This is a genomic window from Bacillus sp. AFS040349 (assembly GCF_002577655.1).
In the GTDB taxonomy this organism is placed as follows: Bacteria; Bacillota; Bacilli; order Bacillales; family Bacillaceae; genus Metabacillus.
Genome location: NZ_NUMC01000055.1, coordinates 1 through 18,536, shown reverse-complemented (window position 1 = coordinate 18,536; position 18,536 = coordinate 1). Strand labels below are relative to the sequence as shown.

Sequence of the window (18,536 nt, the reverse complement as noted above, 5' to 3'; positions counted from 1 at the left end):
GTTATCATATAAGATTTATATAAGTCTCTTAATTCATCATTTTAATTCCACAACCATGACAACCTGCACGCATAGTCACTTTATGAGCCATATTATCAGGAGTTGAATAGCGAGCTCCATAAGCTTGTCCGTTGCATACTGGACATTCAAATGTTATCTCACCAAATTCTTGATTTTGCTCTTCAAAAGCTTTGTCCATCTCTAAATGGAATCCAAAAACCTTTTTTATCGTGTTATGAAATTTGTTATATTTACTCTCAATTTCTCGCATGTCCTGTTCACCTTGAACCTTTGTAATCTTACCTTGTAGGTAATTTCCATAAGATTCAATTGTAGATCTAAACAACCTGACTTCAGAACTAGGTGCATACCGCTTGGTGTAATTATCTAACCATCTTTTTTGAAAGTTATACATTCTCCAATCTAAGGCTTTAGCATAGGCTTTCTCTTGTAAATCCTTAAAATCGGTGAAATGTAATGTATCCCAATTGTTAGCCATATCACTTTTCCACCTCTCACTGAAAGAAGCGGATAATTCTTAAATATCCGCTATAGTTTTTTTATGCTCTCATAAGATTTAAACCTGTACGGATCGTTTTATTATGCAGCATTTCTAACATTCTTCTTTCTTTATCAAGTTCCATAACAATAAAGTCTAGTCGAATGTCAGTCACCGTTTTAAATTGTTCAATATCACGTTTGGATATAGTTCCTTTCGTGATAAAGTAATCCAATTTATCAGTATCAGGCTTACCGTATTTAATTAAAAAATCCTCGCCTAATTCTTCGTTAATAGCTGGAACATTATAAAGCGGGTCATTGGCTATTAATGAAACTGAACCAAATTCATGAGAAAGCTTTTTATCCTGAAGAAGTTCTTTACACTCTAACATGGCTAGTTTTGCTTTTTCATAGTCAAACTTATAATGTTCCAATTGAGAATTTAGGTTTGAGTAGGTACCAGCTAAGTGATCTAAACTCCATCCTTCAATTTCAAAGGGGTCTGCTTGATTTAGCTCTTTTCCCTTTTTATTGAAGTTTGGCTTTACATAATAGGTCGGCTCCAGCTGATAACATTCAAGGATATCTAAAACCTCTTGGTCCTTCTTCACCTGTTTATGATCTATTTTTACAACTGGTAGCAAAAGTCCAACATTATAAAGAAATTCGTTTAATCCCTCATAATCAATGGAATTAATCTTCTTAGGGACAAACTTTGCTACAACGTTGTATCTAGAAAATTCATGGCGTTTAGACTCAGAACCCGATAACTCTTTTTCCATTGTTTTTTGAATTGTTTTTAATCTGCTTTTAATATTATTTAGAGAAGGATACGTACCATCTTTCATTAACCCTTCCATAATAGAAGCAGCATTCGGAATTGGTTCAAAGTATGCCCGATCAGTACGGGAACATTTCTTGCATTTCTTCAAATCAAACTCTGAACGGTCCGAATTAAATCTACAATTCTCACAATTTTTCATTTTCCTTCCTCCCAATAAAGCTCCCCACCTAGTATTCAGGGAGCAAAAGTTTATTTACTCCCCTACTAGGAAGGGGTTATTGAGTTTTCACTTATTCATTCGATTCAGTTACAAAACGAAAACGAATTTGATTTAACTCTAAATTAGCTTGTCTAGCAAGGTATCCCGCTTTTGTTAAAGCATTATCTATGTAATGAATGCCACAAAAAGCAGAAGTACCCAAAAGACAATCTTCATCCTTTTTGAGAAAATGCACATCGAAGTATTGATCTCCGTAATCAACAATTTCAATCATTACGTTTTCCTTCTTTGTACAATCTCCATTAACAGAAACCATATTTGGTAATAACTTAATATCCATTATTCTCTCCCTTTCCTCATTAAGCTGTAATTTGAAGTTCACAAACCGCAGCATTCAAAATAGAAATTTGTTTACCTGGTTGTAATGCGACTTCAACCTTTATTTCTTTGCCACTGGATACCCCAATAGAAAGAGAATAAAGATAACCTAATGTGGAATCTTGCCGTATAAATTGACCGTTTTTCTTTAACATATTGAATAGTTTTTCCTTCATATAAAACGGTTTAAATAAATCCTCGATTTTCTCTTTTAACATGATATTTTCTCTCCCTTAATACGTTTAATTAATTTAAACTCTGCCTTTTTATGATTCATTTCTATGAGGTCTCGCGCATGTGCTGCATCAACCGCCATAACATTAAACTTTCTAGGCTTCTTTTGATAAATAAAGTCGACCTCGTATAAGTACTTATGTGGCCTTTGAGAACCATCAAAGAATTCATATTCTGGTAAAACAGAAGTAATAGGCTCCGTTTTTACTACAAGAGGGAGACAGAATTCATTTTTCGTATTAACAATTAAATACGCTGGATATCCGAGTAAGACTTGAAAGAGAAATACGTTTCCCTCTGCAATGACTTCTCCATTTTTCATAATAAAATCCTCACCAATTGAAAACTTTGAGTTGAACGTATAGAAGTCAAATGTCATACTGCGACACCTTCCTCTATAAACGAAAAGAGGTTAAAGTCATCTGGGCGTAATTCATCCCGTATAACATTAACCTCTTTTAAACACTCTATAAGTTTTAATTGTTTGCCTTTAGTTGAGCGGATCTGTAGGTTTACTTTGTCATTAACAACAACTACCCCTACACGACCTTTTAGGAATAATCCTCTTGTATCAAGAGTTTTGAAAGAATTCCTACTAATAAGGTCCTTAATCCAGTCATTAGATTTCATAGATGCTATTTCTAATTCACATTCAACACCACTAATATTGGTTTCTAACCAACCTAATGCAGAGTCGAATAGATAGATTCCACCATCTATGTTTCCATTAAAATAAACTCTATAACCTTTCATACTATCTCGTGGTTGATTCTTAAATGGTTCAATTCTAAATACATGTCCATCTAAGTACCACTCATAACAGCCTTTCTTCTCTTGAAATTTAAGTGCTTTTAACGCTTTCCCCAAGTCTTCAGGAGATATTGGTGCGAAACATGTTATTTTAAACATGACAATCTTCACCTACATTTCTGTTAAACTCATTGAAAAATAAAACACAAAAAATCCACCCATTACTCATAAAAAACATCCTCTCTTAAAAAGTTTCTAGTTATAAAAACTTGGCCACAACCTCCTAAAAACGCAAAAAGAGCCTTTAGGCATGGTTTCTCCGTAGAAAAAAACCAAGCCCAAAGGCTCCATAACGTTTAGAAGTAATAACCCGCTAACCATAAAAGGTTGCAATAAAACAAAAAAGAAAAAATTAACACTTTTATTATAACAAACGCAATGGTAGTGTTCAATTTAATTTTATTTGCTCTATATTAATATCAAATAAATTATCTTTATAATTCTCTATTAATAAATTCATTTTTTCTTCAGTCAAAACAACTTCTTCTTTAATTGTACCTTCTTCTCTTAGTTGTTCAGTGAAATTTTCGGGAAAATCACTTAAGAAAAGCTCTTTTGAATCCGTTTCCAACACGATAGTATCAAATTCTTGTTGTTCTTCTAACTCAAAATAAATATCCTTTGTTAAAGATATTAAGTCTACAAATTGAGTATCATTAATGATAAATTTCATTCTATTAAAAATATATTCGATTCTATAATTTTCTTGTTGTTTAGATTTCGTAATAAGAGACATTATTCCACTCCTTAAATCTCTATAATAATATATACATTCGGAAAGTTATTAGTTTTTATGTATCTTTTTATGTGTCTTTTTATAATAATAAATTATTATAATTAAATTTATTGTAGAATTCCGTAATATTATTCAAAAAATTTTAGAGACTTAATTGAGTAGAACCTGATCGCAAAATAAATCTTTATAAAAGTTCTGAAGTATCTACATTCAATGCTTTCGCAATTGTTACAATAGTTTCAAGTGTAATATTTCGTAAACCTCTTTCTATATCACTTATATATGTCCTATGTAGCGATGTTAATTCTGCGAGTTCTTGTTGTGATAGGTTACGTATCATTCTATATTCTCTAACTTGTCTACCAAATTTTTTCTTCACATCTTCAAATTCAACCATAATTTCAACTCCATACTAATTTTATACTGTTTCTAAGTCATAATACAATCGTTTTGATGTTACAATTATGTAAAATTTATTTGTATCTATAGTTATTCTAGTTAAATATATCTATGCAAGTGAGTTAACGACCAAATGAGGATGATGGCATTGATAGAAAAGACCTATTTTTATTACTAATATTAACATTATTTGCTAAAAAATTAAAAACAATTTAACGTAATTATAATTGACCTGATATTTTATTTTTACCACTTAATTTAGATTCGTACATATATTTATCAGCTAAATTTATAATTTCAGTATAGTTTAATCCTCCATTACTAGTAGCAAACCCTACTGAGAGAGTAACAATTGTTTCTTTTTCAACTCTTGATCTTATTTTTTCTGCAATTTCACTGATATCTACTTTCGGATTTTCTATTAATAATACAATCTCTTCTCCACCGTATCGACCAGCAATGCCGATTCCCTTCACAAGTTCTTTGGCAATGTTCGCTACTTGTTTAAGAATTTTATCCCCCATATCGTGCCCTTGGGTATCATTTAATTTTTTGAAATTATCAATATCACAGAATATTACTCCTATATAGCCAGCCTGTGCCTTAAGTTCTGCTTGTTTAGTATAGAATCTTCTGTTGAATAATCCAGTTAATCCATCTGTCACAGACGTATAGGATGCAGCTTGCATTAGGTCTATTATTCTTTCAAAAAACATAAGGAATTGACTGATAAAAGAGATAGTTAGAAAAGATGAAAATAAAAAGAGTATCATCTCCATACCGAACACAATGGATAGAAGACCACTAATTCCTGTTAAACCCGTAAAGATTACAGAAAAAGTATAATGATTTCTTTTTAACATGTCTTTCGATATCTGAATGTAAGAAAGAATAGAAAATGTAATTAAAATCAAAAACGGAAAAATAGAAAATAACTGAAATGAAGTACTTCCAGTGAAAACAACTAAAATGATTGTAATAATAAAGTATAGAAGTTTTTTAGAATTCTTTTGATTATAAAAATAATAAACTCCACCTTGTACAAGTATAAGAGAACTTATAAGTAGCGGAATAGCTGGAGAAAACATAGAAATACCATAATTAATACTCCCAAAAGAAACGAATATAAAAGAAATCATGGCTAGGAAGAAAGATATTCCCACTTTTACATACGTCTTTTTCTTTGTTCTTATGTAAAGAATAGCAGCCATTAAGGACATCAGTAATAATATGATCATATTAAAGAGTAGAGGAAAAAAATATAATTGTTCTGCAAACATCATTATCACCTTTTTAATAGAATGATAGCCCCATTTTAAAGATTTTTTAGCCGTCCATGGCTCTCTCTTTAAAACGGGGCTATTTTATGTGTTAAATCATTTTAATGTGTCACGCTAGACCCAAAGTCATCATAGCTACTCAAATCCCCATGGTAGAATACTACATCTCCATCTAGAAGTGAGAAGTTATTTCCGTATGGATCAATCCTGTTATTCTGGTATCCTTCTATTTTCCATTGGTTTGCTAATGGTGCATGAATGTACTGTAAGAATGGATTAGAAGTATCTTGGTTTTTAATCGTTTCAATATTGAAGTTAACAATTATATAACCATCTTTTAAGAATACAGGTGACTTATCTGTTAATGGTTCCATACGTCCGACTTCCGCTAAATTTGTTCCCTTTGGAACTGTGTATACAGCTGCAGGTAAGCTATATTCTCCATACCATTGATGGATAGAAGCTACTGCACGTTGTTGATCTACACTAGCACTTGGAGGAATTGAGCTTGGTCCAATGTGAGTTTTTAATGTAGAAGGCAAAATCATCCATGAATATTGCCCAATATACGTTTTATCGTTAGCATCTTTAAGATAATCTTGGATATAACGATTTTTTATTGTTGCTGTTACTCCTGAATAGTGGTCAAATGCATAATCAGCAGCAGCAGCTATTTCATTCTCTGGTACATTTCTTAATCGGTCTACTAATTTCACGTAACGTTTTTCTTGATCTTGAGCACTACCGATTTGAACAAAGCTTTCATTTTCGTTTTTATAATATAAATCTACTTCTCTTCTATTCGAACCATCTTTATTAACAAAATAGAATGTTGGAGTGATACGAATACCGTCTCCTTGATTAAACATATTTCCTTTTGTTTTCAGGTCGAATTTGAAGTGGTAACCAGTTTTCACACTCACATTCTTGTAATCTGGGTGACTACCAGGAGTGATTGGTAATAGATAAGGAGCGGTATTCCCTCTTAGGTCACCATCAATGCCTTTATCTTGTACCCAATAATAGTTACCTGTGTGACGATAGTTTCCTTCACTTACTCTAAATACATTCTCCCAATTGTAATCTGCAATGTCTGTGACTCTGAAATCAAAGACTCGCCCGATTACATCAATAGGGATAACATCAGTTGCTACATGGTTTGCTAGATTTGTATTAGCATCCGCTTGTGTTGTAAAGCCACTTGTAGGAGAGTTAATAGCAAATGTTCGGAATAAAACATCATAACTACCTTCATCAACCCATACAGGTGTATAAAAAGCGGAAGATAACTCACTTACAGGAATATCAATCCAAGTATTCGCAGGAACGAAAGTTCCTTGTGTTCCACCGGTATAATGGTAAACATCAAACGGAAAACGAACCCGCTTACGATTAATGTATTTAGCATAATCTCGGTTTCCATAACCTTGAATATTCAAATGTTGTCCATTTGTTGGCATCATAATCGTAAATGGACGATCAAGTATAACAGCCTTTCTAACTGGATCAGGATTTGTTCTTTGGTTATGAGCTGAGTCATTTGAAACATTTGCATATATAACAGTTGGTGTATGAACGGTGACAGTGTTAATTCCGTTGATCGGATAAGTCTTAGGTGATCCTCCCTTTATTCCTTTTATAAGGTTGTAATTAACATTACCGCTACTTGGAGTATTGGCTCTATTTAAGAGAGAATTACTTATGACCATACCTGAACGATAGAATACGTTTTGATTCGACATTGGCGAATCTGGAATAGTCGTCGGTGTTGGACCGTTCTCAACCGTTTTAGCATCATTCATGATGGTAGAACCTTTAAATGTCACTTTATCGTTTTTTACATCGTTTTTACCTACTGCACCTTCTGCATTAGATTGCCAGTTTTCACTTGGTACAGATGGTCTTGATGTTCCACCATTTAAGCCTTGGCTACCTAAATCAACATTATTACATTCTGCTGGATATACATGATCATTTACATTATCGCTATTGTTTGCAATGACACTTGGAGCCGTATATCCGCTAGGTGACATCGTAATAGAGCCACTTGGTAATGCATAGTTTGACATAGTAGCATTTTGTAACCCATATACTTCTAAGTTATCAATCTGCCAATAAGAATATGGACGAACAACAGTATATTTCTTTTCGACAACTTGTGTATCACTTTTAGGTGTTTTAACAACAGTTGGATTACCATCTGCATCAGGAGGTCCCGATGTTTCCTCTGTCCACGTCAAATTATAGGTCTTTTTCACAGTAACCGTATAAGTCACATTTCCACGCATTTGAGTAAATGTATTTTGGAAAAGGTACTCTTTAGAAAAAGCATTTGCGTACAAGGACTCACTTGTTGGAATGCCTTGTAGTACATTAAATTGCTCGTTTCCACGTGAATCTGATTTTATGACACCAGACGTGTTTGGTTCCATTTTGGTTGCTTGTTGCCTTGTTCCAGCAGATGGTGGAGATATAACTGGGCTACACATTCCGCCACCGCCACCGCCACCTCCTCCACAACTAGGGTCGGATGGATTTGTTGTACAGATATCGTCCGGCTCCAAGATAGCTTCAACTTTAAAGTCGTTACCATCGTTCACCATAGAATGCCAGTGGAAATACCAATACCCCGTACTTGTGTTAACCTCACTTTTGTACATAGTCCAATGATGTCCAAACATATTCCGCATGTAAGGATCATTTCCTGGTGTATAAAGTACTGGGTGTGCTCTCCCCCAAAACCCTTTTGAATCATCTTTCATTGCTTCTTCTGCCCAGTATATAAGACCTTTACTTGCGTCTTTTTCTTTAATTGCCCAGTTTGACCAAAAACCTGGACCAGTTAACCAAGGAGTATCATTATTGATTGGTTTAAATACATCCTCAATCGTGTTAAATGAATAGGTTGTACCATTTCTCTCAAAAGGTGGTGTTCGAAAATATAAGGCTTTAGAATCCCATAATGTTGATCTGGTACCATTACCATAAGGTTTATCAATATCTCTTATGTTAGAAAAATCATAATCAATTTGACTATCTAGCTCAGATTGTCCGTCTCGTTCATCCTCAGCCATTTTCCAAAGTGCATCCGCAGCGGAAACAGGGTAAGTCCGCTCGTAATGTACAGGATAAACAAAACCTTCTTTAATTTTATATCCAGGATTTTCATTAAGGATTTCTTGAAATGACGTCTGAATACTAGATGCTAAACCATTTGTCCATGTAATATCCCTTTGCTTAATAATCTTTCCACCAGCTGGGATTGGTTGATTTTCCCATGCCCATACTTGATTCCAAACTTGATCTTTGTAAGCTCTAGCGCCATTAGCAAGACTCTCCCATGTATCAGTACTTTCTTGCCAGTGAGGACCACTTGCTTGCACTTTTCCATAGGGGTCACTCGTGTTTTCCGGAGTAAGAAGTTCATAATAATTTACCCAGTATGTCGTACCATCTGGATTGTTAGAATAAGACCTACTTTTTGGAGGATTTCCAAAACTTGAAAAATCATAAGCTTTTGCTTCTGGTATACCAAATGGAGTTCCTACAGGAAATGTCTGTAGGAACATAGAAAATAGAAACGCAATCAATACAATCTTTTTTAACATACACCCCACCTTATCTTTCTAAGGATATATGACTTGCAGGAATGACATAATAACCTCCACCTACGTTATATAACCCTCTTTCTGTTATTCCATAAACTCTAGAAGTTTGCATTGGCTCAAAGTTCTTAAAAAGTTCATTACTAGGATTATATATAGCCATATATTTATAACCTTTTTCATTACTATAAATATGACCATAATAATACAAAGTATCTTTACTCTTCATTACATAATAGCCTCCACCAACTTGGTATCGGTCATTTTGAACTTCATAAACACGTAAGCCTTCGTTTTGTCGAAGTATCCGATGTACTTTTCCCTGCGGGTTATACAATACTTGGTTTGTTCCTTTAATAAGAACTCTACCGATATGAGTAACATTAGACTTTGGTATTAACTCTAGAGTATCTTTTCCGTTAACAACATATTGATTTCTATCAGACTTTGACATTTTAGTTAGGTCAATGTTCGGATAAAAATAAGCTTTAAAGTTATATGAATCGGGATCGTCTGCCCCCATCATATTAAGATAATAAGTTTGATTTGCAGTAATAGTATTAATATGGCCTACTAATCTTACATAATAGTCCTCTTTAGAATTTGTATTTATTAGATCTGTTAAAGAAGCAGAAGTTGCTGTTCTTGCCTTATTTCCGTTCACACCTACTGGAACTTTTGAATAATCAGCAATTATATTACTATTTGTAATACGATAATTCTCCCAACATCCAGCACAAAACTGGTTACGTCGGACTTCGAGTATCAATGTACCTTTCTCTGCACTTTTTGTTTGAAATCCAACATTATAATCTTTTATATTTGGATATTCTCTGCCTAATTCGTCAACATGTGGTCCCTCTACCCATACTTCTTTTGCTTCTTGTTTAGGTAAAGATTGTACACTTGCAGCAGACACTTCATTTGTTACTGTAAGCGGCGCAAAACTACTACCAACTAACATTGCGGATAAAGCTACCTTTGATAATGTGTTTTTCATGTCCCTCTCTCCTTTCGTTTACGAAACGTTTTTTTATAGGTTATTTTTCTTTTCCAACATCTAATAGTTTTGCAAAGATATTAGTTCCATTTAACTTATAGTTTGCTAACAAGCTCTGCAAAGCTAAGACTGCTAGTTGATTCTGACTAAGACCAGTTTCCTTCGCCATATCTTCTAAATCACTTTTCACACTTTCAGGAAGATAAAGTTGAAGTCGTTTGGTTTTTTCATCCATAGAAATCCCCTTTCTAAACATTTTAATGTTATATTAATGTTATTATAACATCATTATAACATTATGTAAAGTATTACCAAGTTAATTTATGGAATCAATTATATCTTAATCTAGTGGAAAATAACCTTTTTTCACCGCTTCTTTTTCGTTAGGAAAAACTTCATCAACAGGGTAAGAATACCCTTCATCATCACGATAATAATACTTAATACCGTCAATCACTGTTCCGTAATAATCATGCTGTTTAATGATACGACTGCCACCAAGAGCATAGTTATTATAGGTATCTCCCCCACCAAGCGGGTATCCTTGAACAAATGAGATCACACCAATATCATCTATGGTGTTTTGCCAATCTTCGCCACTCAATACAGGCATGGTAAAACGATAGGTAACACCAAGTCTTTTCGCATAAGTGTTATGACGATTGATATAATACTCAATTTCATCTTGCACTACATTTAGGATCGTAGTTCTTCTCACATTTTCAAAGAGTTCAGCATTTTGTAGTAAGGGGATTGAAAGGGAATCTTTAATTTCCTCTCTAAAACCTTCATTCCATTTGTCTTGGGCTTTATCATATGCAATAACATAGTCATCGAGGGTAAAAGAAATCATATTCCCTTGATCATCTTTATACACATATGGCTTCATTGGCATTTCAACATGTTCACGAATCAATACGTTTTCGGCATTTTTGTATTCGTCCATCGCATAGATATAAATACCTTTATAATCAACAATGGCCATAACAGGGATATAAGCTTGCAATACCCCTAGACCATTGGGATTTTCAACATTAAAATTCAGAGACAATGTTTTAAAGAACGTATTAAAAGCTTCCGTTCTGTTTGCACTTGTATTTTTGTCAGAACCATATCCACTCTCAAAGTCTTGTTTAACATTTGTTAAAAGTGATTTGGCAGCATCATCAACTGAAATAGTTAGAGCTTGGTCATAACGATTAGATAACTGGTCTGATTTTTCAATTTGATTACCCTTTACTTGCAATGAAAACCAAAATGGACCAAGTATTAAAATAAAGATAATCGCAAAATTAGTAATCTTCATTATGAACCATACCTCCATACGGAATATGAATCACAACTGGATTTCCTGTATTCCCTCCGGTTAGAAAATCTCGAAGAATGGTTGAATTAGTTCGATTAGTATTTTTCACTTCCACCTTAAAAAAATCTCCAGTAGTTAATTTGTATAGTCTACTATCATCATCTATCGGAAGTGTATTATCTGGAAATAAAATAGGTAGTATTTGAGCAGAATAATAGTTTTGATAATCTGTCATATATTCACCTGTAAAACTATTCGGATCACTTGGATCTGTATAAACAGGAAAATAGGTTTTCTTTTCATGTGTTATTTCAATGTCATATGTATAGCCGATTTTCTGTAATTCTTGGGTGAATTGATTGTACATGGTTGGAGAAATATAGCCTTTGTTACGAACAGAATCTACAAATTTAGTTACCGCATTTTGAGCGGTTAGGCTTGCTAGTTCATCTTCTCGTTCAAAATTAAACGAAAGAGGTACAAGAAACAACAATACAATAGCTAGTAAAAAAGCAACCGTTTTTGATATAGCATCTACCATTCTTTAAAGCACCTCTTTCGTATACGTTATTTTAGTTAATTTACCTTCGGTATCTCGTTCAATAGTTTCTTGATAGGTTGCTACTACATCAATGATTAATGCAAAGTCATCTTCAGTAATATCATCATTTGCCATATCATAAGTCTGAGTATCAATCGTAATTTGAAGATTTTGACCGTAATACATATAAAGCTTATTTACGATTTCAGAACCGTTTATGATTGTCTCTTCAGGTATTGTTAATTTTTCTATTAGAGAAGGGTTTTCTTGAAGTTCTCTTTGCTTCTCATATGCTTGATCTATTAAATGATTTGATTCAAAAGAAAGGGAGACTGCGCCCAATGTCATGAACGCAGCTACCATAAGTGTTAGGAATTTCAGGATAACTTCCATATGAATCTCCTATATTATTGTTGTGTAAATTGAATGGCACGAATAACATCGTTACTATCACGAATGATTTTAGCAGCAAATTTACCGCTTGGATTAATATAAGCATTGTTCGTTTCAATTGATGTATTAGCAATTGCACCTGAAGCTGTAGTTAATGTATCTGGATTAGTAGCATCATAGTTGTACCATGCTGTTCCTTTACCAGTCGTTACTTTAATACCAAGTTCATCATCATCAAATTTACGAATAGCATTAATTACTTGTGATCCACTAATATCCGTATTGTCATAGACTAAGAATGTTTGCTCTGAAAGCTCAGTTTGGATTGAACTAAACTCTTTATTTGCTGTCTTAGCTCCATCAGATGCAGTATTATAGACGACAACCCCCAAAGTGATTAAAGCGATTGTGATAAATAATGCCGCACCTAGTAAAAGTGCTTTTTGTGGTGTTTCAGTCATTTGTTTCACTCTCCATTAGAATAGTATTTTTATAGAAATTGCTTCATCATGTTTGCTGCATTCGTAATACTGATATACAGCATTGGAATAACTAAGTATAAAAAGATTAACGTGTGGATTGAGGCAAACGATATTATTTCGCCCCACGTTTTTTTGTTGTTTAGAACATTTTCGTTATAACGATTTCTTTGTTCTACATAAAATTGTTTTTCTAAATCAATATCATCGAAGGAATCTTTCACAGATATTCGTTGAACTGCTAAAGTTAAGCGGTCTACTAATCTTGAGAAAGGAAGAAAAGATACATCCTCTTTTAGTTCTTCAAGAGCTTCATCAGGTCCACTATCATAGTTTAATAGACACTTTTTTAGGGGCTCTTTAAAGATAACCGCAAAGCGTTCCATCCACTCTAGTACATTTTGTGCAGATACACTTTCAAAGTGTGAGACAACAGAGATGATGGTATAAAATTGATTTACTTCCTCTTCCATATCCATTTTTCTCAAGAATGCTTGGAAATGAAGTAACCAGACTGGAGAATAGTATGCAATAACGGTACCGAGAACCGCGATTATTAGTTCCCACCATTTAAAATATGACGATTCAACAGTTTTCAATTTTTGATATATCCTATCAGCTGTTACAGTAATCTCAGAAGCTTGTCCACTTTCACTTTCGAGATGTTCTGTCACATATGTAACGATATCTTCGTATGTCCTGTCTTTCACCCCCTTAAAATGAAGTATTACTTCACGATCAAAATCTGTTCTTTGTTCAGCTGCTATTCTTTCCTCTTCAGTCAATTTCCCCATTAAAACATCTGTTGTTGGGCTATATAAAGCATGTTGGCTTATAGAGTAGCTACTAAATATGAAAGCACCTACGATAAAAAGAAACGTAAGAATAGATACCATGATCCTCTGAGTTGTAAGCCACTCTAGCGTTGTAGGTGAATTTGCCTGTTTAATTAAACGAGTTAACTTAAAATAATCCTTTTGATAATACTTAGGTGTAAAAGCATCAACCACATATGTAATTGGTTTGATATTATAGAGCCTTTCACTTAAGAGTTTTCTTTTTATTCGGGCTGTGTATTTCGCTTCATTGACTTCTCTCATTTTTCTAATCAGTACATAAGCGGTGATAATCACAAAGTATAAAATCAATTGTGATATAAGTCCGATTCGACTATCATAAAAAGCTATCATGGAAGGAAAATAAGTAACGGCCCAGTGTCGAATAGGTAAAGTGAAAATAATTGGAATAACTGTAACGACGCTTAATCCCTTAAAGATCTGTGACAATCGATCTCTATGAAGAATTTCATAGTTTAACTCCTGGGTTAAACCAGATAATCCGTTTAGAAAGACTGAGCCATCAGCATTTCTTACATCTCCTTTTTCAAGTACCAGAACACAAATACTTGCAAAAGCTTTTAAGAAACGATTGGGTGCCACACTTTCATATTCACTCAACTTTTCATGAGGGTTAGTAGAGTCAAGTATTTGATAGATTCGATCCCCTTGTAATTTCATTTCGTATTGAGCTTGTTTTGTTGCTTCATATATAGCTGTATCTATCATTTTATATTGCTGAAAGCTGTGTCTTACGTCAGATAAAAAGTCTTTAAATTGTTTCAATAATCTGTCCTCTAAACGATGCACAAACATATCAATTAATACACCATTTAGAAATATTACTGCTATAAGAACAATACAAAGGTACAAGATACTCTGATTAAACAAGGAACAAACCAATAGGATAAAAACTGAAATACTAAGAGCAATTAGGATGATCTTCATTACTTCTCTACGAATTTTGTATTCATCATAGGTATTAATTGTTTCCAAGCGTACTCTTACATTTCGTACTAATCCTCTTAATATTGGTGTTCTAACGAATATAGGGTAATATTTTTGAGCTAAAATACTAAACTTATAACGAAATCCTCTTTTTTCTTTAGGGAGTAATAATGAGACGTTTGTTTGTTTCTCTTGTCCTTCCATTTTTCTACTTACATATACGTAAAGTATGAGAAAAGCTAGAAAACCTATAACGGAAAGGGCTAATATTAATTCAATTAGCAAACTTCTTCACCCCCAATACTTGCAGGCTTCATCCCTTTACTGACTAGCAGAACCGTTAAACTTGCTACAAAAGCAATAACATAAATAACTACTATAAATGTGCCACCTAATTGACTTTCATAAAATGGTGCTAAATGAGGTAGTTTACTAATAATTAATTGCCGAATTTGTATAGCAAAAATGTTTGGTAACAAAGCTGCAGCATACACAATTTTTAATAAACGTGGAATACTGGGTTCTTTTAATATAAGAATGAGAATTCCAAGAGTAACAATCATTAAGAAAACTATTAGGAAATTCATAATCTCGTTACCCCCAGTTCTTTCTAGTAAACTCTGCAAATTCTTTTGCTTGTTTAGGTGTCATGCGTTCCATCATTTCAGTCAATTGGTTATCACTAATTTTGCTAACAGCAACGTATTTACCATCACGATACTCAATGATGTTACGGTATTGGTAAGCTTTACGATCAGTTCGGCGTCTGAAGTATTCAGTCATGGTTTCCATCATGGCGTCTAACTTCTCTTCCTTCGTTTCTTTATCTCTCCATTCCATTGGATAATCAACTTCATCGTTCAATGGAATGCATTCAGTGATTCGTTCAATATAACGGTGTCCACTTGAATCTTTTATTAAGTGAACGTCAAAGTTAATAACATTTACTACTTGTTCTTCAGCAATCTTCTCATCTGAGAACATTCCAGTTTTTAGAAGAGAGTTTCTCAATGCTTCAATTAATTTTTTAAATGTCTTAGCATGGTGAGTAAAGACTGTAAATTCAGAAGCAACCTGCGCCATTTGGATCATCCAAGTTGCAACCTCGTGACTAGCAACCTCACCGAGAATATTAACGGAACCATCTGTTTTCTTCTGTAAATCTAATCCCTCTTGACCGGAAACATGTTCTGTTTCTTGGAAAGAAAGAATGTTTCGACCAGAGTATATTTTTCTCAGATGTAGCTCAAAGGCCAATTCTTGAATACGTAAGTTATGAGTTGGACTAATATACTTAATCAACGCCATGAGAAGTGTCGTTTTACCAGATCCCTGTTGACCAGTAATTCCTGTTACTCTTGCACCAGCCATTAGAAATCTTAATAGATTAATAACGATCTCACTGTTTTCATCTTGAACAATACTTTCAAGAGAGGCGTTTGGTAAGTCAAATTTACGAATAAAGAAAGCCCATGATTCAGAAAAGTTAGGTCGAACAACTACTACACGTGAACCATCAGCCATTTCATTAACTATGTATGGACGAGATTCGGATAATTGACCTGGGTTATTAAACTTATAAATGTTCTGAGTTACTCTTCGCAGTTCTGATAACGTACCAAAAGACAGGAATGAAAGATGAATCGTTTTACCCTTATACATAATCCAAACTGAATCCACCGTTCTAGGGGATGATTGAAGTGTATTTAATGCTTCAACCTCTTCTTCAATAGATTGGATCGTTTCAGGTAATCCAGAAACACCTCCACTAATTCCGTCAATTACTTGGTCACGAATGTCATCAATAACTCCGAATCCTTTGTAAATCGAGTAGACACGTTGAACAACAATTTGAAGCTTGTCGTCAAAATTAAGGCTCTTGATGTATTCTTTTTGAAAGATGGTATCAATCTCTTTTTTTGTGATGTAATATCCTTCTGAGTCTGCATTTTCTACAGGCTTTAACCTGTCTAAATTGTACGTATCGATCAGCTTTGATAATGCTTTTGTATCATATTTTTTCTTATATAGATGTAAGAGAATATCAAATTTATCTTGATGTGATAACTTACTTTTATCTAAGAAGGGAATTGGAATGTTTATAGTTTCTTCATTAATGTTGTAAGACTGAATTAAAAGATCTCCAATAAATTCTTTCACATACAACTTGTCATTCACATTACCTGTATTACAACTTTTTAATGCGTCCTCTAACTCTGTACGCTTCCGCTTTCTTCGCAAGTATTCTTGTTCTGAAAGACCAAGGTCGTGGAGATTAGAGTTTGATATTTCATTCAAGGAATTTTTAACATATTCAACAATCTTTAGTATTGAAAATTCTTCAATGTCATAGTTTTTTTGATTTTGCTTCACTCTTTTCTCTACATCTTTTCGTTGAGTTAATTTAATCACTAGAAAAATTGTTATGAGAATAAGTAAAACTAAGATGATAATTAGATTTAAGGCAGCCGACATATTAAGAAGCCCCTGTCTCAAGTAAATTCAATTTCGTAGCATTACTTTGTTCTTCAACCTCATCTACTATGACTTGCTGTTGTGTTTGTTTCATAATTTCTTTAATTAATTTTTGCACTTCTGTAACAAAGAAATGATTTGGGTTATTTTTCTTTGCTTTTGAAGCTCTTAAGAAGAATTCCACGACATCACGATTATTACAAGCATCTCTAAAAGCAGTGTTGTAAGGGACCGTTAGAATAGGTTGCTTACATTTATACTTCCTTTGAATATTCTTAACAGAATAATGTGAATGTGGGTCATATTGCGAAAGTACAATTACATATGGTTTTTCATCTAATACTTCAAGCCAATCTTCTTTATTAAAGAAACGATCCAAGACATGAACATTTTGATTAAGATTTACAACAATTAAATCTGCTTCATCTAAGACTCTTCGAGTCATCTTGTTTTGCGTACCTGAATGAACATCGACCATACAAAAATCATAAAACTTAGAAGAAACAGTGAAGATGGTATCAAGTACACTGTCGATGTTTTCATACATCGTCTTACTTGGCTTCGAACTACCGACCAATAGTTCTAATCGGCCGTTAATAACAGATATTGTGTAATCTGATACTTTTTCGTCTGTTAATCGTTTACTTCTTGCAAGCCTCTCTAGTGCATCAATTCCTGTATCAGAGAAATTAAGTAAATCCCCCTTTCCGGTGCTTTTGGTGAACGCTGCCTCTAATGTTGAGTGAGAGAGTTGAGTTTGTGTCACCATTGTTCGGTTACTATACTCAACTGCTAACATGCTTGAAGTTGCAATAAGGTTTGCTGTATTACCCGCTTGTCCATGGACTGGCGACCAAAATGCTACTGTACTCATATGACGAAATCTCCCTTCTCCATTTTTTTCATTGCGATCTTACTTTCTTTTTCGTGATTACCAGCAATTGAAGTGACAATAGATGTGATAACCTTCTTATAATCTTTAGATAACTTTTTAAATGTTGGTTCCATGTTATATTGCATGTTGATTTTATTCGCAGCATCCATTTCATCGAATGGTAATTCATAACTTGAAGCGGTCCATTTGATCTTGTGATTAAATAATTGATTTAAATATGCTTCATCAACATCACTCGGTACTTCATATGTGACCTTATTGAATTCCACTTCTTTTTCATTTTCTTGTAAGAAACTGTTCACTAACTCACCATCATCAATTAAATTGATTTTGTCGTGATCTCCAACATAGTAACGTCTATCAAATGGTCTCCAATTAGACTTGCTATCAAGGTTATCAATATCAACTAAAACAAAATCATAGGATTCTAATTTTTCGTTTGATTGTTTCATAATGGACTCTAACTCGTTTGGGCTATTAGCTGCCGCAATGTCAATGTTGAAGAAATCATACAGTTCATTCTTATCAGTGTAATTCGTATAGGTCCGTAAATATCGTTTTTTCTTAGAACAATCGACAACGGCTGTTTTATAACCAATTTGGGCGAGTGTAAGAGCAACATATAATACCAAGTCGCTCTTATCTCTTGTTCCCAGGAACAAAACCTTTTTCATACGTTACTCCCCTTCACTTGTTTCCGTATTGTCAAAACTTCT

At 33.8% G+C, this 18,536-nt stretch carries 21 protein-coding genes; all 21 read right to left on the bottom strand.

Translation table 11 applies throughout. From position 1 onward, the window contains the following. Positions 1-28 precede the first annotated feature (28 nt). The gene (locus COD11_RS12980; RefSeq protein WP_098797331.1) at positions 29-499 is read right to left on the bottom strand and encodes a hypothetical protein; all 471 of its coding nucleotides are present in this window, start codon (positions 497-499) and stop codon (positions 29-31) included. Positions 500-560: 61 nt separating this feature from the next. Then, on the bottom strand, positions 561-1,484 hold the full coding sequence (locus tag COD11_RS12975) for a hypothetical protein (RefSeq protein WP_098797330.1): 924 nt from the start codon (positions 1,482-1,484) through the stop codon (positions 561-563). A gap of 91 nt (positions 1,485-1,575) precedes the next feature. After that, entirely contained in the window at positions 1,576-1,845 is a 270-nt protein-coding gene (locus COD11_RS12970; RefSeq protein WP_098797329.1) for a hypothetical protein, read from the bottom strand. Positions 1,846-1,864: 19 nt separating this feature from the next. Further along, positions 1,865-2,101 (bottom strand): hypothetical protein, encoded by a 237-nt coding sequence (locus COD11_RS12965; RefSeq protein ID WP_098797328.1) that lies wholly within the window; start codon positions 2,099-2,101, stop codon positions 1,865-1,867. Beyond that, a complete protein-coding gene (locus tag COD11_RS12960) occupies positions 2,095-2,496 on the bottom strand; it encodes a hypothetical protein (protein ID WP_098797327.1) in 402 nt (133 codons plus the stop codon). The genes COD11_RS12965 and COD11_RS12960 overlap by 7 nt, the downstream gene beginning before the upstream one ends. Continuing rightward, the gene (locus COD11_RS12955; protein WP_098797326.1) at positions 2,493-3,026 is read right to left on the bottom strand and encodes a hypothetical protein; all 534 of its coding nucleotides are present in this window, start codon (positions 3,024-3,026) and stop codon (positions 2,493-2,495) included. The genes COD11_RS12960 and COD11_RS12955 overlap by 4 nt, the downstream gene beginning before the upstream one ends. Before the next feature lie 289 nt (positions 3,027-3,315). After that, positions 3,316-3,663: a hypothetical protein gene (locus tag COD11_RS12950; protein ID WP_098797325.1), complete on the bottom strand. Its 348-nt coding sequence runs from the start codon at positions 3,661-3,663 to the stop codon at positions 3,316-3,318. Positions 3,664-3,847: 184 nt separating this feature from the next. Beyond that, complete coding sequence (locus COD11_RS12945; RefSeq protein ID WP_098797324.1) at positions 3,848-4,060, bottom strand: helix-turn-helix domain-containing protein; 213 nt, start codon at positions 4,058-4,060, stop codon at positions 3,848-3,850. Positions 4,061-4,283: 223 nt separating this feature from the next. Continuing rightward, positions 4,284-5,342: a GGDEF domain-containing protein gene (locus tag COD11_RS12940; RefSeq protein ID WP_176551074.1), complete on the bottom strand. Its 1,059-nt coding sequence runs from the start codon at positions 5,340-5,342 to the stop codon at positions 4,284-4,286. A 101-nt stretch (positions 5,343-5,443) separates the two neighbouring features. Then, on the bottom strand, positions 5,444-8,950 hold the full coding sequence (locus COD11_RS12935; RefSeq protein ID WP_098797322.1) for a DUF5704 domain-containing protein: 3,507 nt from the start codon (positions 8,948-8,950) through the stop codon (positions 5,444-5,446). Between the two features lie 10 nt (positions 8,951-8,960). Next, positions 8,961-9,947 (bottom strand): hypothetical protein, encoded by a 987-nt coding sequence (locus tag COD11_RS12930; RefSeq protein ID WP_098797321.1) that lies wholly within the window; start codon positions 9,945-9,947, stop codon positions 8,961-8,963. 40 nt (positions 9,948-9,987) lie between these two features. Next, complete coding sequence (locus COD11_RS12925; protein ID WP_098797320.1) at positions 9,988-10,182, bottom strand: hypothetical protein; 195 nt, start codon at positions 10,180-10,182, stop codon at positions 9,988-9,990. A gap of 105 nt (positions 10,183-10,287) precedes the next feature. Beyond that, the gene (locus COD11_RS12920; RefSeq protein WP_098797319.1) at positions 10,288-11,253 is read right to left on the bottom strand and encodes a hypothetical protein; all 966 of its coding nucleotides are present in this window, start codon (positions 11,251-11,253) and stop codon (positions 10,288-10,290) included. Continuing rightward, positions 11,240-11,794, bottom strand: coding sequence for a hypothetical protein (locus COD11_RS12915; RefSeq protein WP_098797318.1), 555 nt, complete (start codon positions 11,792-11,794; stop codon positions 11,240-11,242). The genes COD11_RS12920 and COD11_RS12915 overlap by 14 nt, the downstream gene beginning before the upstream one ends. A 3-nt stretch (positions 11,795-11,797) precedes the next feature. After that, the gene (locus COD11_RS12910; protein WP_098797317.1) at positions 11,798-12,187 is read right to left on the bottom strand and encodes a hypothetical protein; all 390 of its coding nucleotides are present in this window, start codon (positions 12,185-12,187) and stop codon (positions 11,798-11,800) included. Between the two features lie 14 nt (positions 12,188-12,201). Further along, positions 12,202-12,648, bottom strand: coding sequence for an ABC transporter permease (locus COD11_RS12905; RefSeq protein ID WP_098797316.1), 447 nt, complete (start codon positions 12,646-12,648; stop codon positions 12,202-12,204). A 29-nt stretch (positions 12,649-12,677) separates the two neighbouring features. Beyond that, positions 12,678-14,735, bottom strand: a complete 2,058-nt coding sequence (locus tag COD11_RS12900; protein WP_098797315.1) for a hypothetical protein — start codon at positions 14,733-14,735, stop codon at positions 12,678-12,680. Next, positions 14,729-15,037: a hypothetical protein gene (locus COD11_RS12895; RefSeq protein WP_098797314.1), complete on the bottom strand. Its 309-nt coding sequence runs from the start codon at positions 15,035-15,037 to the stop codon at positions 14,729-14,731. The genes COD11_RS12900 and COD11_RS12895 overlap by 7 nt, the downstream gene beginning before the upstream one ends. A 7-nt stretch (positions 15,038-15,044) precedes the next feature. Continuing rightward, the gene (locus COD11_RS12890) at positions 15,045-16,925 is read right to left on the bottom strand and encodes a P-loop NTPase family protein (protein WP_176551073.1); all 1,881 of its coding nucleotides are present in this window, start codon (positions 16,923-16,925) and stop codon (positions 15,045-15,047) included. Position 16,926: 1 nt separating this feature from the next. Then, complete coding sequence (locus COD11_RS12885) at positions 16,927-17,799, bottom strand: hypothetical protein (protein ID WP_098797313.1); 873 nt, start codon at positions 17,797-17,799, stop codon at positions 16,927-16,929. After that, positions 17,796-18,494: a P-loop NTPase family protein gene (locus COD11_RS12880; RefSeq protein WP_098797312.1), complete on the bottom strand. Its 699-nt coding sequence runs from the start codon at positions 18,492-18,494 to the stop codon at positions 17,796-17,798. Before COD11_RS12880 ends, COD11_RS12885 begins: the two co-directional genes overlap by 4 nt. Between the last annotated feature and the right edge of the window lie 42 nt (positions 18,495-18,536).

Coding starts and splice junctions, on each gene's coding strand:
- COD11_RS12980 (WP_098797331.1), bottom strand. CDS start 499: ATGGCTAACAATTGGGATACATTACATTTCACCGATTTTAAGGATTTA.
- COD11_RS12975 (WP_098797330.1), bottom strand. CDS start 1,484: ATGAAAAATTGTGAGAATTGTAGATTTAATTCGGACCGTTCAGAGTTT.
- COD11_RS12970 (WP_098797329.1), bottom strand. CDS start 1,845: ATGGATATTAAGTTATTACCAAATATGGTTTCTGTTAATGGAGATTGT.
- COD11_RS12965 (WP_098797328.1), bottom strand. CDS start 2,101: ATGTTAAAAGAGAAAATCGAGGATTTATTTAAACCGTTTTATATGAAG.
- COD11_RS12960 (WP_098797327.1), bottom strand. CDS start 2,496: ATGACATTTGACTTCTATACGTTCAACTCAAAGTTTTCAATTGGTGAG.
- COD11_RS12955 (WP_098797326.1), bottom strand. CDS start 3,026: ATGTTTAAAATAACATGTTTCGCACCAATATCTCCTGAAGACTTGGGG.
- COD11_RS12950 (WP_098797325.1), bottom strand. CDS start 3,663: ATGTCTCTTATTACGAAATCTAAACAACAAGAAAATTATAGAATCGAA.
- COD11_RS12945 (WP_098797324.1), bottom strand. CDS start 4,060: ATGGTTGAATTTGAAGATGTGAAGAAAAAATTTGGTAGACAAGTTAGA.
- COD11_RS12940 (WP_176551074.1), bottom strand. CDS start 5,342: ATGTTTGCAGAACAATTATATTTTTTTCCTCTACTCTTTAATATGATC.
- COD11_RS12935 (WP_098797322.1), bottom strand. CDS start 8,950: ATGTTAAAAAAGATTGTATTGATTGCGTTTCTATTTTCTATGTTCCTA.
- COD11_RS12930 (WP_098797321.1), bottom strand. CDS start 9,947: ATGAAAAACACATTATCAAAGGTAGCTTTATCCGCAATGTTAGTTGGT.
- COD11_RS12925 (WP_098797320.1), bottom strand. CDS start 10,182: ATGGATGAAAAAACCAAACGACTTCAACTTTATCTTCCTGAAAGTGTG.
- COD11_RS12920 (WP_098797319.1), bottom strand. CDS start 11,253: ATGAAGATTACTAATTTTGCGATTATCTTTATTTTAATACTTGGTCCA.
- COD11_RS12915 (WP_098797318.1), bottom strand. CDS start 11,794: ATGGTAGATGCTATATCAAAAACGGTTGCTTTTTTACTAGCTATTGTA.
- COD11_RS12910 (WP_098797317.1), bottom strand. CDS start 12,187: ATGGAAGTTATCCTGAAATTCCTAACACTTATGGTAGCTGCGTTCATG.
- COD11_RS12905 (WP_098797316.1), bottom strand. CDS start 12,648: ATGACTGAAACACCACAAAAAGCACTTTTACTAGGTGCGGCATTATTT.
- COD11_RS12895 (WP_098797314.1), bottom strand. CDS start 15,037: ATGAATTTCCTAATAGTTTTCTTAATGATTGTTACTCTTGGAATTCTC.
- COD11_RS12890 (WP_176551073.1), bottom strand. CDS start 16,925: ATGTCGGCTGCCTTAAATCTAATTATCATCTTAGTTTTACTTATTCTC.
- COD11_RS12885 (WP_098797313.1), bottom strand. CDS start 17,799: ATGAGTACAGTAGCATTTTGGTCGCCAGTCCATGGACAAGCGGGTAAT.
- COD11_RS12880 (WP_098797312.1), bottom strand. CDS start 18,494: ATGAAAAAGGTTTTGTTCCTGGGAACAAGAGATAAGAGCGACTTGGTA.